This window comes from uncultured Roseobacter sp. (assembly GCF_947491795.1).
GTDB lineage: Bacteria > Pseudomonadota > Alphaproteobacteria > Rhodobacterales > Rhodobacteraceae > Roseobacter.
The window spans coordinates 414,601-431,246 of sequence record NZ_CANLKW010000003.1 but is presented as its reverse complement, the minus strand read 5'-3'; the positions used below and the strand labels follow the sequence as shown (position 1 = coordinate 431,246).

General features: G+C 59.0%; 16 protein-coding genes. 8 read left to right on the top strand and 8 right to left on the bottom strand.

The features are described 5' to 3' along the window. Window positions 1-226: 226 nt before the first annotated feature. The 3 genes from Q1A34_RS13940 to Q1A34_RS13930 all read right to left on the bottom strand — a co-directional run bounded on the left by Q1A34_RS13940 (window position 227) and on the right by Q1A34_RS13930 (window position 4,825). Window positions 227-2,839 carry a TRAP transporter permease gene (locus tag Q1A34_RS13940; protein ID WP_300035172.1) on the bottom strand — a complete coding sequence of 871 codons (2,613 nt, stop codon included), beginning with the start codon at window positions 2,837-2,839 and terminating at the stop codon, window positions 227-229. 117 nt (window positions 2,840-2,956) lie between these two features. After that, the gene (locus Q1A34_RS13935; RefSeq protein WP_300035169.1) at window positions 2,957-3,925 is read right to left on the bottom strand and encodes a TAXI family TRAP transporter solute-binding subunit; all 969 of its coding nucleotides are present in this window, start codon (window positions 3,923-3,925) and stop codon (window positions 2,957-2,959) included. Window positions 3,926-3,955: 30 nt separating this feature from the next. Continuing rightward, the gene (locus tag Q1A34_RS13930; protein ID WP_300035167.1) at window positions 3,956-4,825 is read right to left on the bottom strand and encodes a MurR/RpiR family transcriptional regulator; all 870 of its coding nucleotides are present in this window, start codon (window positions 4,823-4,825) and stop codon (window positions 3,956-3,958) included. 107 nt (window positions 4,826-4,932) lie between these two features. On the opposite strand from Q1A34_RS13930, the gene Q1A34_RS13925 reads away from it, so the two are divergent. After that, window positions 4,933-6,249, top strand: coding sequence for an aspartate aminotransferase family protein (locus Q1A34_RS13925; RefSeq protein WP_300035164.1), 1,317 nt, complete (start codon window positions 4,933-4,935; stop codon window positions 6,247-6,249). Window positions 6,250-6,258: 9 nt separating this feature from the next. Here Q1A34_RS13925 and Q1A34_RS13920 read toward each other — a convergent pair whose 3' ends face one another. After that, window positions 6,259-7,065 carry a nitroreductase family protein gene (locus Q1A34_RS13920; protein WP_300035161.1) on the bottom strand — a complete coding sequence of 269 codons (807 nt, stop codon included), beginning with the start codon at window positions 7,063-7,065 and terminating at the stop codon, window positions 6,259-6,261. A 103-nt stretch (window positions 7,066-7,168) separates the two neighbouring features. On the opposite strand from Q1A34_RS13920, the gene Q1A34_RS13915 reads away from it, so the two are divergent. The 6 genes from Q1A34_RS13915 (at window position 7,169) to Q1A34_RS13890 (ending at window position 12,060) form a co-directional block, all read left to right on the top strand. Then, window positions 7,169-7,894, top strand: coding sequence for a 2Fe-2S iron-sulfur cluster-binding protein (locus tag Q1A34_RS13915; protein ID WP_300035158.1), 726 nt, complete (start codon window positions 7,169-7,171; stop codon window positions 7,892-7,894). 3 nt (window positions 7,895-7,897) lie between these two features. Then, complete coding sequence (locus tag Q1A34_RS13910) at window positions 7,898-8,242, top strand: succinate dehydrogenase (protein WP_300035155.1); 345 nt, start codon at window positions 7,898-7,900, stop codon at window positions 8,240-8,242. Continuing rightward, a complete protein-coding gene (gene sdhC, locus Q1A34_RS13905) occupies window positions 8,239-8,583 on the top strand; it encodes a succinate dehydrogenase, cytochrome b556 subunit (protein ID WP_300035152.1) in 345 nt (114 codons plus the stop codon). Before Q1A34_RS13910 ends, sdhC begins: the two co-directional genes overlap by 4 nt. Next, a complete protein-coding gene (locus tag Q1A34_RS13900) occupies window positions 8,580-10,337 on the top strand; it encodes an FAD-binding protein (RefSeq protein WP_300035149.1) in 1,758 nt (585 codons plus the stop codon). Before sdhC ends, Q1A34_RS13900 begins: the two co-directional genes overlap by 4 nt. 101 nt (window positions 10,338-10,438) lie before the next feature. Next, window positions 10,439-11,395, top strand: coding sequence for a fumarate hydratase (locus Q1A34_RS13895; protein WP_300035145.1), 957 nt, complete (start codon window positions 10,439-10,441; stop codon window positions 11,393-11,395). Continuing rightward, window positions 11,392-12,060, top strand: coding sequence for a fumarate hydratase C-terminal domain-containing protein (locus Q1A34_RS13890; RefSeq protein ID WP_300035142.1), 669 nt, complete (start codon window positions 11,392-11,394; stop codon window positions 12,058-12,060). The genes Q1A34_RS13895 and Q1A34_RS13890 overlap by 4 nt, the downstream gene beginning before the upstream one ends. Here Q1A34_RS13890 and Q1A34_RS13885 read toward each other — a convergent pair. From Q1A34_RS13885 to Q1A34_RS13870, 4 genes are read right to left on the bottom strand one after another with little or no spacing between them, the layout of a single operon-like run. Beyond that, window positions 12,057-12,674 carry a glutathione S-transferase family protein gene (locus Q1A34_RS13885; RefSeq protein WP_300035139.1) on the bottom strand — a complete coding sequence of 206 codons (618 nt, stop codon included), beginning with the start codon at window positions 12,672-12,674 and terminating at the stop codon, window positions 12,057-12,059. The two genes, Q1A34_RS13890 and Q1A34_RS13885, sit on opposite strands and share 4 nt — an antisense overlap. Window positions 12,675-12,715: 41 nt before the next feature. Further along, window positions 12,716-13,846 carry a mandelate racemase/muconate lactonizing enzyme family protein gene (locus Q1A34_RS13880; RefSeq protein WP_300035136.1) on the bottom strand — a complete coding sequence of 377 codons (1,131 nt, stop codon included), beginning with the start codon at window positions 13,844-13,846 and terminating at the stop codon, window positions 12,716-12,718. Further along, window positions 13,843-14,586: a sulfite exporter TauE/SafE family protein gene (locus Q1A34_RS13875; RefSeq protein ID WP_300035133.1), complete on the bottom strand. Its 744-nt coding sequence runs from the start codon at window positions 14,584-14,586 to the stop codon at window positions 13,843-13,845. Before Q1A34_RS13875 ends, Q1A34_RS13880 begins: the two co-directional genes overlap by 4 nt. Next, a complete protein-coding gene (locus Q1A34_RS13870; protein WP_300035130.1) occupies window positions 14,583-15,479 on the bottom strand; it encodes a LysR family transcriptional regulator in 897 nt (298 codons plus the stop codon). Before Q1A34_RS13870 ends, Q1A34_RS13875 begins: the two co-directional genes overlap by 4 nt. A 149-nt stretch (window positions 15,480-15,628) precedes the next feature. Between Q1A34_RS13870 and Q1A34_RS13865 the strand changes: the two genes are divergently transcribed. After that, window positions 15,629-16,603: a tripartite tricarboxylate transporter substrate binding protein gene (locus Q1A34_RS13865; RefSeq protein ID WP_300035127.1), complete on the top strand. Its 975-nt coding sequence runs from the start codon at window positions 15,629-15,631 to the stop codon at window positions 16,601-16,603. Window positions 16,604-16,646: the final 43 nt, after the last annotated feature.

Genomic DNA, 16,646 nt, shown 5'->3' with positions numbered 1-16,646 from the left:
TGCGTGCGGGCCCCGGGTGTCTGCTTCTGTCCCCGGCTCAGCCCTGCCTTGCAACATGAAATGAACAGGCAGCGCACTGTGGGGGTGCACTGCCTGCCGGGGAATTGCGGGTAACATCGGCAACTGATCACGCTGACGCTGTACCGCTGTTATATGAGAGAAATATGACAGATGCGAAAAATGCTGCGGCGCCGCACCGGATCAGTGCAGCGCCGCAGCATATCGTTTACGCCGCTACGGGCTCGGGTTCACGCGCTGCCCGTCCGCGTTGCAGCATGACGATCACGAGCAGCAGCAGCAGGGCCGGAATGAACACCAGTTCCTTGGGCAGCTGATCCGCCGGGGCTTTGACAGCCGTGATGGTCACAAAGTCGTCACCGTAGAAGTCATAGCCCTGGAATGTGTCGGCATAGGGCGTGCCAAAGAGCGGCTCTTCCAGTGTGACCACATCGCCGTCGGGCACTGTCAGAAGCCCAAGTGCGTCCATGCGGCTGCCTTCGGCCTCATCGCCCACGACAACCAGCAGCGTGGTTTCCAGCGGCTCGCCTGTATCGAAATCCGGGCCGTTCACAACCACACGGAATTCTTTGCCAGGCGTCGCAGCTTCCACCTTTTCCGCAAAGGCTGCCGGCGCGATGTCCTCGAACGGAGGCTGCAGACGGTCCATGAAGAAGTCAGGACGGAAGAGCATGAACGACACAAGGATCAGCGCGATGCTTTCATAGATGCGGCTGCGTGTCAGGAAGTAGCCCATTGTACCGGCTGTAAAGACCAGGATGGCAATCGTCGCAGAGATAAAGACAAGTATGCCCTGCGCCCAGGTGACGTCGATCAGCAGCAGATCAGTATTAAAGATGAACACAAACGGCAGCGCAATTGTGCGCAGGCTGTAGAAGAAGGCCACAAAGCCGGTCTTGATCGCATCACCGCCGGACACCGCAGCGGCGGCAAAGCTCGCCAGACCCACGGGCGGTGTCACATCCGCCATAATACCGAAGTAGAACACAAAGAGGTGCACCGCGATCAGCGGCACAATCAGGCCGGACTGTGCGCCCAGTTCAACAACGACACCCGCCATGAGCGATGACACCACGATGTAGTTTGCCGTCGTCGGCAGACCCATGCCAAGGATCAGGCTGAGAATCCCGACCATGATGAGCATCAGGATCAGGTTGCCGCCCGAAAGAAACTCAACAAGGTCTGCCATAACCTGGCCCACACCGGTCAGTGTCACGGTACCCACGATCACACCGGCGGTCGCTGTCGCCAGACCGATACCGATCATATTGCGCGCGCCGTCAATGAGACCCTGCAGCAGGTCCGCCACCCCGTCGCGGAAGCGTTCCATCAGAACGCTGCCCTCACCCCGGAAAATGGCTTTGAGCGGTCTCTGGGTCAGCAGAATGACAAAGAGCAGCATCGTTGCCCAGAAAGCAGACAGGCCGGGTGATTTCTGTTCGATCATCAGGAAGTACACCAGCACGATGATCGGCAGCAGATAGTAGAGACCGGATTTGTAGATTTCGCCGACTACAGGCAGTTCGACTTCTTCTGCGTTCGGATCGTCCGGTTCCAGATCGGGCACAGAGGATGCCATCCAGAGCAGCAGCGCATAGGCCACAAAGATCAGTACGGACAGGACAAGCCCGGAATTCGCCGTGGCCGCCACGATCCAGCCGACCGGGTACTGAACGCCATAGCACAGGCCGGCAAAGCCCACAAAGAAGGCTGCCATGCCACCAATGGTTTTGCCCATCGAAACGACTCGGTTGCCCAGCGTCGGCATGTTGTTCTTCACCGCCTCAAGGTGGACGATGTAGACCAGCGCGATGTATGAGATCGTTGCGGGCAGGAAGGCGTGGGTGATGACCTCGACGTACGAGATGCCGACATATTCCACCATCAGAAAGGCAGCAGCCCCCATGACCGGTGGCATGATCTGGCCATTCACAGAGGACGCCACTTCAACGGCGCCGCCCTTTTCGGACGAAAAGCCTACGCGTTTCATCAGCGGAATTGTGAAGGTACCGGTTGTCACCACGTTGGCGATTGAAGAGCCGGAGATCAGACCGGTTGCAGCAGAGCCCACAACCGCCGCCTTGGCCGGGCCACCCTTGAGGTGACCGAGCGCGCCAAACGCCATTTTGATGAAATAGTTGCCCGCTCCCGCCTTATCGAGCAGGGCGCCGAAGAGCACGAAGAGAAAGACGAACTTTGTCGAAACACCCAGAGCGATGCCGAAAACGCCTTCGGAGGTGATCCACATATGGCTCATCGCCTTTTGCAGGCTCGCGCCTTTCCAGCGGATAACGTCCGGAACCGCCTGCGACGATCCAAAGAAGACATAGAGCAGGAAAATCGTGGCGATGATCGCCATCGCCGGCCCAAGAGCGCGGCGCGCGCCTTCGAACAGGATGATCAGACCGGCCAGCGCAAACCACTTGTCGACGTCATCGGCCAGACCGCCTGAATTCACGATCTTGTCGTAAAAGATGTACCCGTACATCGCGATACCGGCACCCGCTATGGCAAGCCCCCAGTCCTGCAGCGGGATGTAGTGCCGCGGGCTGGATTTGAACATCGGGTAGGCCATGAAAGCCAGGAAAACTGAAAAGGCCAGGTGGATCTGGCGGGAGTTGTTAATGACCGATCCTGGCAGCAGCTGGTTGGCCAGCGGTGACGCAAGGATCACCTGGAACAATGACCATATGATTGCGGTAATGGCGAGAAAAGTGCCCACGGCACCGACGGGGTTCCGTCCCCCTGCGTCCGAGGATGCAACGAGATCTGCCAGTTCTTCGTCGGAAAGCGCGCGTCCGCCACCGGTCTGTTCGGCCATGTTACTGTCTCCCTGAAATACCGCTTATACGGCTTTTACATTTTTAAATATGTCCCGCTGGTGCGGGTGCGCAGGGGGCGGCGAACCGCCCCCTGACATCATCAGAAAGCCGGTTGATTATTCAATCCAGCCTTTTTCTTTGTAGTATTTCGCAGCACCGGGGTGCAGCGGCGCAGACAGACCTGCTGTTGCCATTTCCTCAGCTTCGAGGTTGGCGAACGCCGGGTGCAGCTTTTTGAAATCGTCAAAGTTGTCAAACACCGCAGCAACAACAGCATAAACCGCATCTTCTGACACACCGGCTGAGGTCACAAAGGTTGCGCCTACACCAAATGTGCTGACATCCGCGTCCGACCCGCGATACATTCCACCGGGGATTTTAGCCGTCCGGTAGTAGGAGTTTTCGCTGATCAGCTTGTCGATTTCGGCACCGGACACTTCGACCAGTACGGAATCGCAGGCGGTTGTCGCTTCCTGGATAGAGCCCGACGGGTGGCCGACGGTATAGATCATCACGTCGATCTGGTTGTCGCAAAGCGCGGCTGACTGCTCTGCCGCTTTCAACTCTGCCGCAAGTGCCAGATCATCGGTGGACCAGCCCATTGCTTCCAGAACAACCTCTGTGGTGCCGCGCGCACCGGAACCGGGGTTGCCGATGTTCACACGCTTGCCTTTGATGTCAGAGAGGGTTTTCACCCCCGCATCTGCGCGCGCCACAACCGTAAAGGGCTCCGGGTGTACAGAGAACACAGCGCGCAGGTCTTCAAATGCACCCTGTTCTTCGAAACGGGAGGTGCCGTTGTAGGCATGGTACTGCCAGTCAGACTGGGCAACGCCGAACTCAAGCTCGCCTGCGCGGATTGTGTTGATGTTGTAGACCGAACCACCTGTGGATTCCACAGAACAGCGGATGCCGTGCTCCTTGCGGCCTTTGTTCACCAGACGGCAGATCGCGCCACCTGTCGGATAGTAAACGCCGGTAACGCCGCCTGTCCCGATGGTGATGAACTCTTCGGCCATTGCCGCAGGTGCCATCAGCATCGCAAGGCTGGCGCCTGCCGCTGTCAGTTTCAGTTTGTTAAACATTGGTTTCTCCCATTTGTTTTTGGTCGTCTTTTAACCGTCGATCACTTCGAACAGACGGCGATTATTACTTTCCACCTCGGCAATCCGCGCCTGGGACGCTTCCCCGCCGATACCAGCGAGCATCCCGATCAGGGTCTCTGCAAAAAAAAGGCTCGCCGTATATGATGAAAAGAAATTTGGTGAGTCGCTTGGAATGATGAACTGCGCCGATGCATGTTGCAAGGCAGGGCAGGTGTGCGTGTCCGTAATTACAACCACAAAGGTACCTTTTTGACGCGCCAGTTCCGCCGCACGCACTGATCTGGGCGCAAAAGGTCGCTTTGTAATCACGATCAGGGCATCCTGATCGGTCAGAGCGGCAATTTCCGCCCCCAGAGATGCTCCCATGTGGCCTGCAAACTGCCAGTTATCGAAAAGCAGGCTGGCCATATACGTCAGTTGTTCGGAAATTCCGGATGAACCGGGGGCGCCGAATACTTTGACAGTGCGTGCCGCATGCAGACGGGACACTGTATCGGCCATGATCTGTGGGTCCATGCGCGCCTGCAGGCTGCGAATATTTCCGACGCAGGCATCCATGTGGTCGGCCATAAAGTCCCGCTGGGGTGTACTTTGCAGATTGCTCAGCTGTGCTGCCCGATGGGTCTGGCTGTTCACACGGTGGTTCATCGCGGTGCGGATATCACCGCGCAGGTCTGCAAAACCGTCGTACCCGAGTGCACGCGCCAGCCGGGAAAAAGACGCCGGTGCAATCCGGCTTTCGGCGGCAACAGACCGCAACGACCTCGTGGCGATGTCAAAAGGGTGCGCCACCACATAGTCCGCCGCCTGTTTAAGACGACCGCTCAGGTCGCTGTACTGCGCCGAAATTCTGCTGTCGAGCCGCGCTGAACCGGACATTCATCCCCCAATCGAATCTGACGCGGATGATTCATTTGTTTCACCGCATTGTCAACTTGAGCGCCATGTGTTTCAGTTGTGATGACCATCAGACGGGGGAAAGATCAGTGTCACATGTCTTTGCGCGCAATTCGAAGTCGGTGCCGCCCCGGGCGGCGTCCGGTAAGGGTGTCTATCTCTATGATGCTGATGGAAAACAGTATTTCGACGGGTCGGGTGGAGCTGCCGTGTCCTGTCTGGGACACGGAGACACCGACGTCATCCGGGCGATCCAGGAGCAGGTCGCCTCTCTTTCCTATGCTCACACAAGTTTTTTCACATCCGACCCTGCCGAAGAACTTGCCGACCGCCTGGTTGCGGCGGCCCCGGGTCATCTGGAGAAAGTGTATTTCGTTTCCGGCGGATCAGAAGCGGTTGAGGCGGCGCTGAAACTCGCGCGTCAGTATTTTGTTGAAACAGGCGAACCTGCGCGCCGGCATTTTATCGCACGGCGGCAGAGTTACCATGGCAACACGCTGGGTGCACTGGCCACCGGCGGCAATGTGTGGCGCAAGCAGGCTTTTGCGCCGATCATGGTCGATACCTCGCTGATCTCGCCCTGCTATGCATACAGGGGGCAACAGGAAGACGAGAGCGCGTTTGACTACGGACAGCGCGTCGCCAATGAGCTGGAAGCTGAACTGGAGCGGGTCGGACCCGAAACGGTTATCGCTTTTGTGGCAGAGCCGGTTGTCGGCGCCACGCTTGGGGCGGTCGCACCTGTGGAAGGATACTTTAAACGGGTCCGGGACATCTGCGACCGGCACGGCATTCTGCTGATCCTGGATGAGGTTATGTGCGGCATGGGACGCACCGGCAGTCTTTTTGCACATGCGCAGGAGGGGATAACAGCAGATATCGTCACTATCGCCAAGGGACTGGGCGCGGGGTATCAGCCGATCGGGGCTATGATGTGCACGGGCAAAATTCACGAGGCCATCGCGAACGGGTCGGGCTTTTTCCAGCACGGGCACACGTACATCGGGCACCCTACGGCCTGCGCTGCCGGGAATGCGGTTGTCGCCAAACTGACAGGCGGGCTGGTCGCACGGTGTGCCGAAATGGGCGAAACCCTGCAGGCAGCTCTGCGGTCCGAGTTTGGACAGCATCCGCACATTGGCGATATCCGTGGGCGCGGTCTCTTTATCGGGCTGGAAGTCGTCCGGGACAGAGCAGACAAACAACCCTTTGACCCGTCAAAGGCCACGCACAAGAAACTGAAACAGACTGCCTTTGCCAACGGGCTGCTTTGCTACCCGATGGGTGGCACGGTCGACGGACAATACGGCGATCACGTACTGCTTGCACCGCCATTTATTATGGAAGACGCGCATGTGGACGAGATTGTCAGCAAGCTGAAAAAGACTTTTGATGCTGTGCTTTGATGTACGCACTTAATCAGTGCGAAACCCGATCCTTCGGATAAAATCGCCGAAACCGGTGCGTTGTGTTTTTGAATACATTTGGGCTTTTGCCTCAGACCAGGCGGGCGCGTCTGAATTTCCGCGCCGTCTGGCATCATATTCTGCGACGTCCGGCCAGTTGGTGTCGCGATAGACATCTGAGTGAACTGTTGTTTCCAGCGACAGCCGGGGGCTGATACGCGGGCGCTCTGCGGGGTGGCCTACCGCCATCGCAGCAACGGCAAAGACATGATCCGGTAGCCCGAAGAGATCGCGCACCTCTGACATGTGGTTTCGGATCGTGCTGATCGGGCAACATCCCAGCCCGGTCGCTTCTGCGGCCGTCATGAATGCATTCAGCGCGATTCCCGCGTCGAGCGACGCATTAAAGAACGCATCCAGGTGATCGTTGGGAAAGGGCTGTGCGTGCCAGTCCTGTATCTGCCGCTGGCGGCGGTTGTCGGCTAGAAACACAACGAAAGCAGGTGCGCCGGCAATCCACTCCTGTGCTTTCAGAAGGTCTTTAAGCTGTGCGGTTTTGTGAGCATCCTGGACGAGCAGAATGTCACGCTGCTGCAGATCGCTTTTCGAGGGCGCGGCGAGTGCGACAGCTGCGAGCGTCTTCAGAACAGCTTTGTCCGGAGCGCCTGGCAGAAATGACCTGCAGGAGCCGCGGCCGGCCATACGGCAAAGCCCGATGTTTTTCTTCAGGCTTTCCGGCACCTCCGGTGCCTCTCCGAACCGTTCACAGATCAGCGTTTCAAGACCGGTATCATCCATGGTGACTGCTGCCTGCATTGTAAGCAGTGCTTACGAAAACCATAAGAACATATTCCTTCTCGTTAGCTGTGCTCCAAGTTATACCTTGCCGAAGCTGTTTTCCACAAGTCAGGAGCACCGGGTGAGCGCGCAAGCCGAAAAACTGGACGTGTCGGTCTGGCGGGGTGATTCCGACGGGGCATATCAGACCTTTCAGGTGCCTGCGTACGAGAGCCAGACTATCCTGGATGTCGTTTCATGGATTCAGCAATATGCGGATCCTACCCTGACCTATCGTTTTGCCTGCCGGGTGGGTATGTGCGGGTCCTGCGCCATGATGGTGAACGGCCGTCCGCGCTGGACGTGCCGAACGCATATAAAAACCGTGGTGAAAGATGGCGCGGTACAAATCGGGCCGTTGCGAAATCTGCCGGTTATCAAGGACCTTGCGGCGGACATGGACCCGTTTTTTGACAAATGGGTTGCCGCCGGTGGTGTTCACGCACCCAGTGGTTCGCGCTATGATCCGATAGAACCGGTGGACCCCGCAGGGCCTGAACGGACAGAGGCAAGCGCCGGTATCGAATGTATCAACTGCTCTGTGTGTTATGCGGCCTGTGATACGGTCGCAGGCAATGCAGATTACCTCGGACCTGCCGCGCTGCAACGGGCCTGGACGCTCTATAATGATGCGAAACATGACGCCCGCGAGAGTATTCTGGATGCGGTGTCCGGGACGGGTGGATGCCATAACTGCCATTCTATGGGCAGTTGTACGGTCTATTGTCCAAATGAACTTGATCCGATGTCGGCCATCGCGGGCCTGAAACGCGAAACGGCGAAGAACTTCTTCAGAAAGCGGGGCTGACAGATGCTCGATCTCCGGCTTTACATGGCGCAGCGTATCTCGGCGCTGATCATGGCACCGCTGACGCTGGGCCACATCGCCGTTATGATCTGGGCCGTTCAGGGCGGGCTGTCGGCTGGTGAAATTCTGGGCAGAACCCAGGGCTCTGTTTTCTGGTTTCTGTTTTACGGCACCTTTGTTGCCGCTGTGTCTGTTCATGCGGCAATCGGGCTGCGTGTGATCGTTTATGAACACGTCGGCATTTCCGGCAAGACACTGACGGCGCTGACCTGGGCCGTTTTTGCGGTGCTCATTGCGATGGGGGCGAGAGCCGTCTGGGCAGTAACCGCCGGGGCAGGTGGCGCATGAGACCTTCGCGCGCGCATCCGCTCTGGCTCGCCTTTGTACTGCACCGGGTGTCGGGTGTGGCGCTCGCGCTCTTTTTGCCGGTGCATTTCTGGGTTCTGTCCTATGCGCTGACACAACCGGAAAAGCTCGACCGGTTTCTCAGCTTTGCAGATCAGCCGCTTGTGAAAATTGCTGAATTCGGCCTGGTGTTTCTGCTGGCTGTACACCTGGCAGGCGGGCTGCGTCTGATGGCGATGGAATGGCTTCCGTGGAGTGGTCCGCAAAAATCCCTCGCGGCGGGCGCGGTTGGTGCTGCCCTGCTGCTGTCCGGCGCATTTTTTCTTCAGGTGATTTCCGTATGACACAGGCCATCGACAGACACGAAACGGACATTCTGATCCTCGGCACCGGGGGCGCGGGGCTCTTTGCCGCGCTACATGCCCAGCAGTCCGCCCCGCCGGGCACAAAAATCACGATAGCCGTCAAAGGGCTCATCGGAAAGTGCGGCTGCACCCGAATGGTGCAGGGGGGGTACAACGTGGCGCTCGGCGGTGGTGATACGGTTGAGCGGCATTTCATGGACACGATCCATGGCGGCAAATGGCTGCCGGATCAGGACATGGCGTGGCGGCTGTGTGAGCAGGCAGTCGTGAGGATTACCGAACTTGAAAACGAAATAGGTTGTTTTTTTGACCGCAACCCGGACGGGTCGCTGCACCAGAAGGCCTTTGCGGGTCAGACCGCTGACCGGACAGTGCACAAAGGGGATCTGACCGGCATCGAGATTATCAACCGGCTGATGGAGCAGGTGCTGTCGCGTCCGCTGGAAAAGCTGCAGGAACACCGCGCGGTCGGCCTGATCCCGACGGCCGACGGCTCTGCGCTGGCAGGCGTTCTGATGATCGACATGCGCACCGGGCGTTTCCGCTTTGTGCGGGCCAAAACCGTGCTGATGGCGACGGGTGGCGGGCCGACGATGTACAAGTATCACACACCCAGCGGTGACAAGACGATGGACGGTCTTGCCATGGCACTGCGCGCGGGCTTGCCGCTGCGGGACATGGAGATGGTGCAGTTCCACCCCACGGGGCTTCTGGCGGGCGATCACAGCCGGATGACCGGCACGGTCCTCGAAGAAGGTCTGCGCGGTGCCGGCGGGCAGCTCCTGAACGCAGCCGGGCACCGTTTCATGTACGACTATGATGGCCTGGGCGAGCGGGCGACGCGCGATGTTGTCAGCCGGGGCATCTATGCAGAAATGCGCAAGAACAACGATCCGGAACAAAAGGGCATGTTCATCTCGATGGCGCATCTGGGCCCCGAAAACGTGCGTCAGAAATTCAGCGGGATGGTAAAACGCTGTGCAGACAGCGGGTTTGATCTGGCCGGTGGCCTGGTCGAGGTGGTTCCCACTGCCCATTATTTCATGGGTGGTGTTGTGGTTGATGTAGACACGCGCACAGCGCTCGAAGGGCTGTATGTGGCGGGCGAAGATGCCGGCGGTGCGCATGGTTCCAACCGACTGGGCGGGAATGGCGTTGCGAATTCGACAGTGTATGGCGGGATCGCCGGTGATGTTATGGGCGCTGATATCCGGCATATGGGTGCGCTGCGCGAACCGGATGAGACCGTGCTGTCTGCCGAGGTGGACCGCGCCATGCGTCCGCTGAAACAAAAGCCCGCACTGGTGCAGCCGTTGCGAAACCAGCTACAGGAAGCGATGTGGGAGGACGTGGGCGTGATGCGCACAGCGTCCGGGCTGACCCGCGGGCTGGGACGCATCCGGGAGGTCGGTGCAGAACTGCTGCAGACCGGCGTTGCATCGGACAATCTGGCGTTCAACCTGACGTGGCATGACTGGCTGAACCTTGCCAGCCTGTGCGAAGTCTCGGAGGTGATCACAAAGGCCGCGCTTCAAAGAGAGAACTCGCGCGGCGCGCATTTCCGCGAGGATTTTCCGGGCGAGGGATCCATTGAGGAAAGTTACTTTACCGTTGCGCGCTGTTCAGAAACCGGCGTGGATGTGACCCGCGAGGATGTTCAGTTTACCGTTGTCAAACCAGGCGAGACCATCCTGCCGGAAGGTGAGCCGGAAACTCTTGTCGCCGCCCAATGATGCGTGCGTGCGCATCCGTTGTACGGGCGGGCAGGCGTGCCCGAAAGCGGTTCGGGCAAACACCGGCCCGGTCGGCCTGAGTAAGCTAAGGGAGAACCTGGATGATACCCATTGGTCTGATTGAAAGCACAGCCGGGACGCTGATGGACAAGGCAGCCATTGAAATCCCGCAGGACTACCTCGACGGCCTGAAAGCAGCCTCAAAAACGGAAGATGGCGATCTGTCCTCCTTTGTTCTCAAAGCAATGCTGGACAATTATGAGGCTGCAAAAGAGGATCGCCGGGCCATGTGCGGGGACACAGGTGTGCCAAGGTGGTTTGTGAAGATGGGCAATGAGGCCCGCATTGAAGGCGGACCTGTCGCGCTTGAGGCGGCACTGCGGCGGGCCACAGCCAATGCGACAAGTGGCGTGCCGCTGCGGCCAAACCGCGTGCATCCGCTCTGGCGAACAGATCACAACAACAACGTCGGCATTGGCGCGCCGGAAATTGAATATGGTTTTGAGCCTGAGGGCGAATGGATCGACCTGATCACCGTGCACAAAGGGGGCCTTTTCGGGACGGATTACCGCATGCTTTTCCCGTCAGACGGCATTCAGGGGATAAAACGCTTTTATCTGGACAGCCTGATGGCCTTTGGGAAACGTGGACTTGCCTGCCAGCCAGCCATCATCGGCATCGGCCTCGGCGGGTCCAAGGATACCTGCATGGTGCTGGGCAAACGCGCGTCCACCCTGCGCGTTGTAGGCAGCCGGAACTCTGATCCGAAAATTGCGGCGCTGGAGGACGAATTCAAAGAACTGGGTAATTCCATCGGCATGGGGGCGATGGGCTTTGTCGGGAAAAACATGGTGATCGATTGCAACATAGAGGTGGGGTACTGCCATACGGGTGGCATGCAGATGTCGGTGCATGCCTTTTGCCTGTCGTCACGCCGCGCTGTCGCGCGCATCTTTCCCGATGGCCGTGTGGAACACCGGACTGATCCGGACTGGTTTACGGACTATCAGCGGCGCGAGGGCATCGACTGGGAACCGGCTCTGGAGGCAGCACAATGAGCCTGCGCGAAGTCGTACTGAGCACCACACCCACGCCCGAAGCCGTTGCCGATCTGCGTCTGGGGGACATCGTCTATCTCGATGGTCTGATCTATACTGCGCGCGAAGGCGTTTACATGCGCGCACTTGAGGAAAACGCAAACATCCCGATGGAACTGCCGTCCGAAAGTGCGGCTAATTTCCATTGCTCTCCGGCGGCCGTGATCCGGCAGGATGGGTCCTTTGATCTTGGCGCAGTCACAGCCACGGCGAGCTTTCGGTTTGCCAAATGGCTGCCCGAATGGATTGCGCGGACCGGTGCCCGGCTGATTATCGGCAAGGGCGGGATGTCCTCAAAGGACTACAAGGAATACTTTGTGCCCAATGGTGCCGTTTATCTTTCCACCGTCGGGTACGGCACCGGCGCGCTTCTGGGGCGCGGGGTCGAAACGGTCGAGGCCGTTCACTGGCACGAAGAGCTCGGTATTGCACAGGCCATGTGGGTCATCCGTGCCCGCCGCATGGGGCCATTCATTGTTGCCTCTGACATGAACGGCGACTGCCTGTTTGAGCGTGAGAACGCAAAGATCGAGGCAAACATCGACCGGATTTACGAAGGTACGAAACCCGCCGTCATGCGCCGGTATGGTGAAACTGACGACCGCTCGGATGAGATCATCGGTTAGGGTATATGCTGCGCCAGTGCGGCATTGGTCGCGGGCCGGGCTTTCATCGCGCGGACATGAGCGCTGATCCCTGGAAAGTCGTCCAGTGAGACGTCATTGGCGGCCATCCAGCGGTGCACCAGAAAGAAATACGGATCGCACATCGAATAATCCGCACCAAGTACCCATGGGCCCTGCAGCAGGTGGTCTTCGACCAGGCGCGCACATTCGCGGATGTTGGCCGGCACTTTCGCTTTCATCGCCTCAATCGCGGCCGGGTCATCGGCATATCTGGCCCCGCGCAGTTTGTGGGCAAAGGCGGGATGCATGGTAGAGGCCAGATACATGTTGGCTGACTGTGCACGTGCAAAGGAAAACGGATCCTCGGGCGCAAGCGATTTTTCGGGATGCGCCTGGGCGAGATAGGCGAGTATGGCCGGGTTTTCTGTAATCACGCCGTGCGGCGTTTTGAGGGCAGGTACCCGTCCACGCGGGTTTACTGCCAGATAACCCGGGGCCAGGTGATCGCCTGCGGGAACTGACAGCACTTCTGTCTCATAGGTCGCCCCGATTTCCTCAAGAAGGATGTGCGCCGCGAGAGCAGATGAGCCTTTGGCCATATAGAGCGTGTACATGATTTTCCCCCAGCGTTGTTCACCGGTATGGTGGGGTGTTTTCAGTGGAGTTCAAGCGCGTGAGTCTGGAAGGGGGCAATCGCTTCCGGCAATGCGTCGATGCCAAGGCCTGCAGCTGAATTCACGGCCCATTGCCCGGCTGTTACGGGCTCCTCTTCGAAAAAGGCATCCCGCAGCGGGTTGGGGTTTGCGTCGAGTTCCAAAAGGCCTGGACCGCCCGCAGCGGCAAGCAGGTGTGCCGAGGCCAGCAGACCAATGCCGCCCCCGAGGAAATGCGGGCAATAGCTGACACGGGCGGCCAGAGCTTTTCGTGCCACGTCGTAGCATCCCGTTACACCGCCCCATTTCGCCACATCCGGTTGCAGAAAAGCCAAATTGCCATCTGCGACAGCTGCGTCAAACGCAGCCATGCCTGCGATGTTTTCTCCGGCGGCCAGTGGTACTGCGCCTGTATTTGCCAGTGCGGCCCACTCCGCCGCCGGACGGTCTGCTGCGATTGGCTCTTCCAGCCACCGCAGCCCCATGCCACCGACAGCCGAGACAAACTGCAAGGCCTGTATCAGTGTCCATGCCTGGTTTGCGTCTGCGCAGATTTCCTCGCCCGCTTTCAACCCTGCGACCTGTTCTGAGAGCAGCGCGATATCCCCGGCCATGTCAAAGCCTACCTTGAGCTTAAAGCGGCTGATCCCTTTTGCGCGGGCCCCGGGGATCAGGGTCGCCGCCTGTTTGATGGCAATGCCGCTGGCATAGACGGGCACTCTGTCTGCCGCCCCAGCGTTCAACGCCTGTGCGAGCGGCAGTCCCGCATGGCGCGCGGCGATATCATGCACCGCTGTATCGAGACCAGCGAGCACCTGTGCAAAGGGGCCAGGCTCCCCGCATTGCAGGGCCCGCACATGGGTTTGCTCTGTCAGGTACCGCCACAGGTCTGCTGGGGCATCGAACCTGTGTGACAGCACCAGCGGCCCGATATCCTGTATCAGCAGTTCTGCGCGGTGCTCTGCCCCGGCAGACGGCCAGTTTGCGAAAATCTCGCCCCAGCCCGAGGCGCCCGTGTCATCCGTCAGGCGCAGGAATACAGCGGGTCTGTCCCGCATGATCCCAAATGATGTCGCAACCGGCACAGGCGTCGGAGCCCGGAACACAAAGACTTCAATACGGTCAATCTTCATATGAGCTCCCTGAGCAGCAGTGCGGTGCCTGAGACAAGACAAAGCCCGATCAGCAGGCGGCGGAATACCTGGTCCGGCAAGCGGTTGAAAACTGCATGTCCAAGTTTTGCAAAGACGACCGCAACCGGCAGGGCAAGCGCAAGGAAAATCAGCGTCTGGCGCGTAAATGCTCCGTTCAGGATCAGGAGAGCCAGGGTTGAAGAGAGTATCACCACATTAAAGGGCTGCAGCACGGCCCGCAGTTCGCGTCGCGGCCAGCTGCGCAGGGAACACCACATCGTGGGCAGCGCACCCGACAAAGCGGCGGCCCCCCCCAGAACACCGCCCAGAAAACCGATCAGACCATCAATAAAGGGAGTGCGGTGCCCGATCTCCGGCAGCTGCCTGCGCAGTGAAAAGTAGCCACCATAGAGGATGAGAAAAGCGGCAATCGTCAGTTTGAGCACATCAACGTTGATCTGCTGTAACAGCGATACACCCAGCGGGACGCCGACCAGTCCGGGCAGAACAAAACGGGCAAGCCGAAGTTTCTGCGCCGCAATTTCGCGCCGCACGAGCCAGGACCCCTGCAGGCCGTTAATGGTTGCCATAGTAACACTCAGCGCGACGGCCTGAACCGGGGGCATCACCGTCAGAAAAAAGCCAAGGGCGAAAAGAGCGGTGCCAAAAGCCGCCATACCATTGATGAACCCGGCTGCTGCCGCGCCCATCGCAATGAAAAGCGCCTCCTGACCGGTCATGCCCTGATATCATGGGGGCTGTTTTCTGCCACAGCGCGCAGGCTGAGCGCATGCAGTTCGGTGATGATGCGCGTGCGGGGATTGTCATGCCGGTGCGCCAGACCCAGCAGGCGGACCGGCGCATCCGGCCCCAGCGACAGCCGCTTGAGCGGGAGGGGCGCGCGCATCTGCACACAGCGCCGCGGCACGATTGCGACCCCGAGATTGGCCTGAACCATGCTGGAGATCGCCTCCAGGTCTTCCAGCTCCATCGTTTCGTTCACACGCAGCCCTTTTTTCTGCAGCCAGGCCTCGATCATATGACCGACCACCGCGTCGCGGTTGAAGCGAATGAACGGCATTTTTGCAAGCAGCTCAAAAGGGTCATCGCTGTCCGTATCCTGCGAGGCCAGCAGTTGTACGGGTTCTTCTGCGATGTCGTGAAACGCGAGGCCGGGCGGCAGTGTTTCCGGCCGGGTGATCAGGGCTGCATCAAGCGCGCCGCGTTCAAGCTGTGACACCATACCGGTGGTCAGCCCCGGAAACAGCCGCACGCGCACATCGGGATGCCGCGCCATCAGCATCGAAATGACGGAAGGGACCAGCGTGGTCAGTGTCGTGGGCAGTGCACCGAGGGCAATTTCACCGCTGACACCGGTTTCACCCAGAACGGATGGCAGGATCTGGTCATAGGCGCGGACCACTTCGCGTGCTTTTGCAACAAGCGCGCGCCCCAGCGGCGTAAGCTCCGGTGTTCGTCTGCTCCGGTCAAAAAGCTGAACTCCCCAGTTTTCCTCCAAAGCACGCATCTGCTGGCTGACGGCGGCATGCGTGACAAAGACCGCATCGGCGGCGGCACTGAACGTCTTGTGGTCGTCAATGGCGATCAGTGTCCGCAGGGTTCGGATGGACATGAGGGACAGCCTTTTGTGTTAGCTCAGCTAACGATCTGTGTAATTTTATATTGCTTCTTCAAAGGAAGTCTTAACGATACCAATTGTCAAGGGCACTGGGGGCTGTTGAACCGTCAGGTCTGAAAATGGATCGAACTGGGAGGAAAACGATGAAATTCAGAACTATTGGCGCGGTTTGCGCTCTTGGGCTCGGACTGGCGACTGCGGCGGTTGCCGAATATCCCGAACGTCCGATCAACATGGTCATTCCTTACGGTGCCGGAGGTGCCACAGATATTTCAGCGCGCACAATCGCAGAGCCACTGGGCAACGCGGTCGGCAGCCCGCTGGTCATGGCCAATGTAACAGGCGCCGGTGGCGCGACAGGTTCCGTGGCCGTTCAGAACGCCAGGGCCGACGGGTATACCATGCTTTTCGCGCGTGTCGGCTCGCACTCGGTGAACCCCGCGATGAAGGCTACGCTGCCCTATACGCTGGATGATTTCCGTTTTGTGACCGTTTACGAAATCAATCCGGTGGCCTGCGCGGTCAGCCCCTCCTCGGGCATCACATCCATGGATGATCTGATTGCGAAAGTTGCCGAAGGCGGCGTTACATATTCATCCTCTGGCGTGGGCTCGCTTCTGCACATTGCCGCCGTTATGGTACTGTCTGAGTTCGGTGTCGAGGAGCCGCTGACACAGACGACACATATTCCGCAAAAAGGCGGCGGTGCCGCGGCCACGGCAGTTCTGAACGGGACGGCCACCTTCCTGTGCACCAACTCTTCTGCGCTTGCCGGATTTGTTGCGAACAAGCAACTCGTTCCGCTGATGGTGACCACCCCGGATCCCGTGCCTGGCTTTGATGCGCCGACGGCGGCGGATCTGGGCAAGCCGGCGCTGCATCAGCTTGTGGGCTGGACTGGCATCGCCGGGCCGGACGACCTGCCTGATGACGTCGCCGACAAGTGGGGAGCCTGGATGGCAGAAGCCACGGCAGATGCGGATTTCCTGGAAAAGATGACATCCCGCGGGTCGGTCATCGAACTGATGGACCCGGTAAAGGCCAACGAGTTTATTGAAGGTCAGTATAACACCTTCCGCAAGCTTGTTGATGATCTGGGAATGCGTATCGAGGGCTGACGGTCTTATCGGTGACGGACGACACGCGCCGGGCTTCTTGTAG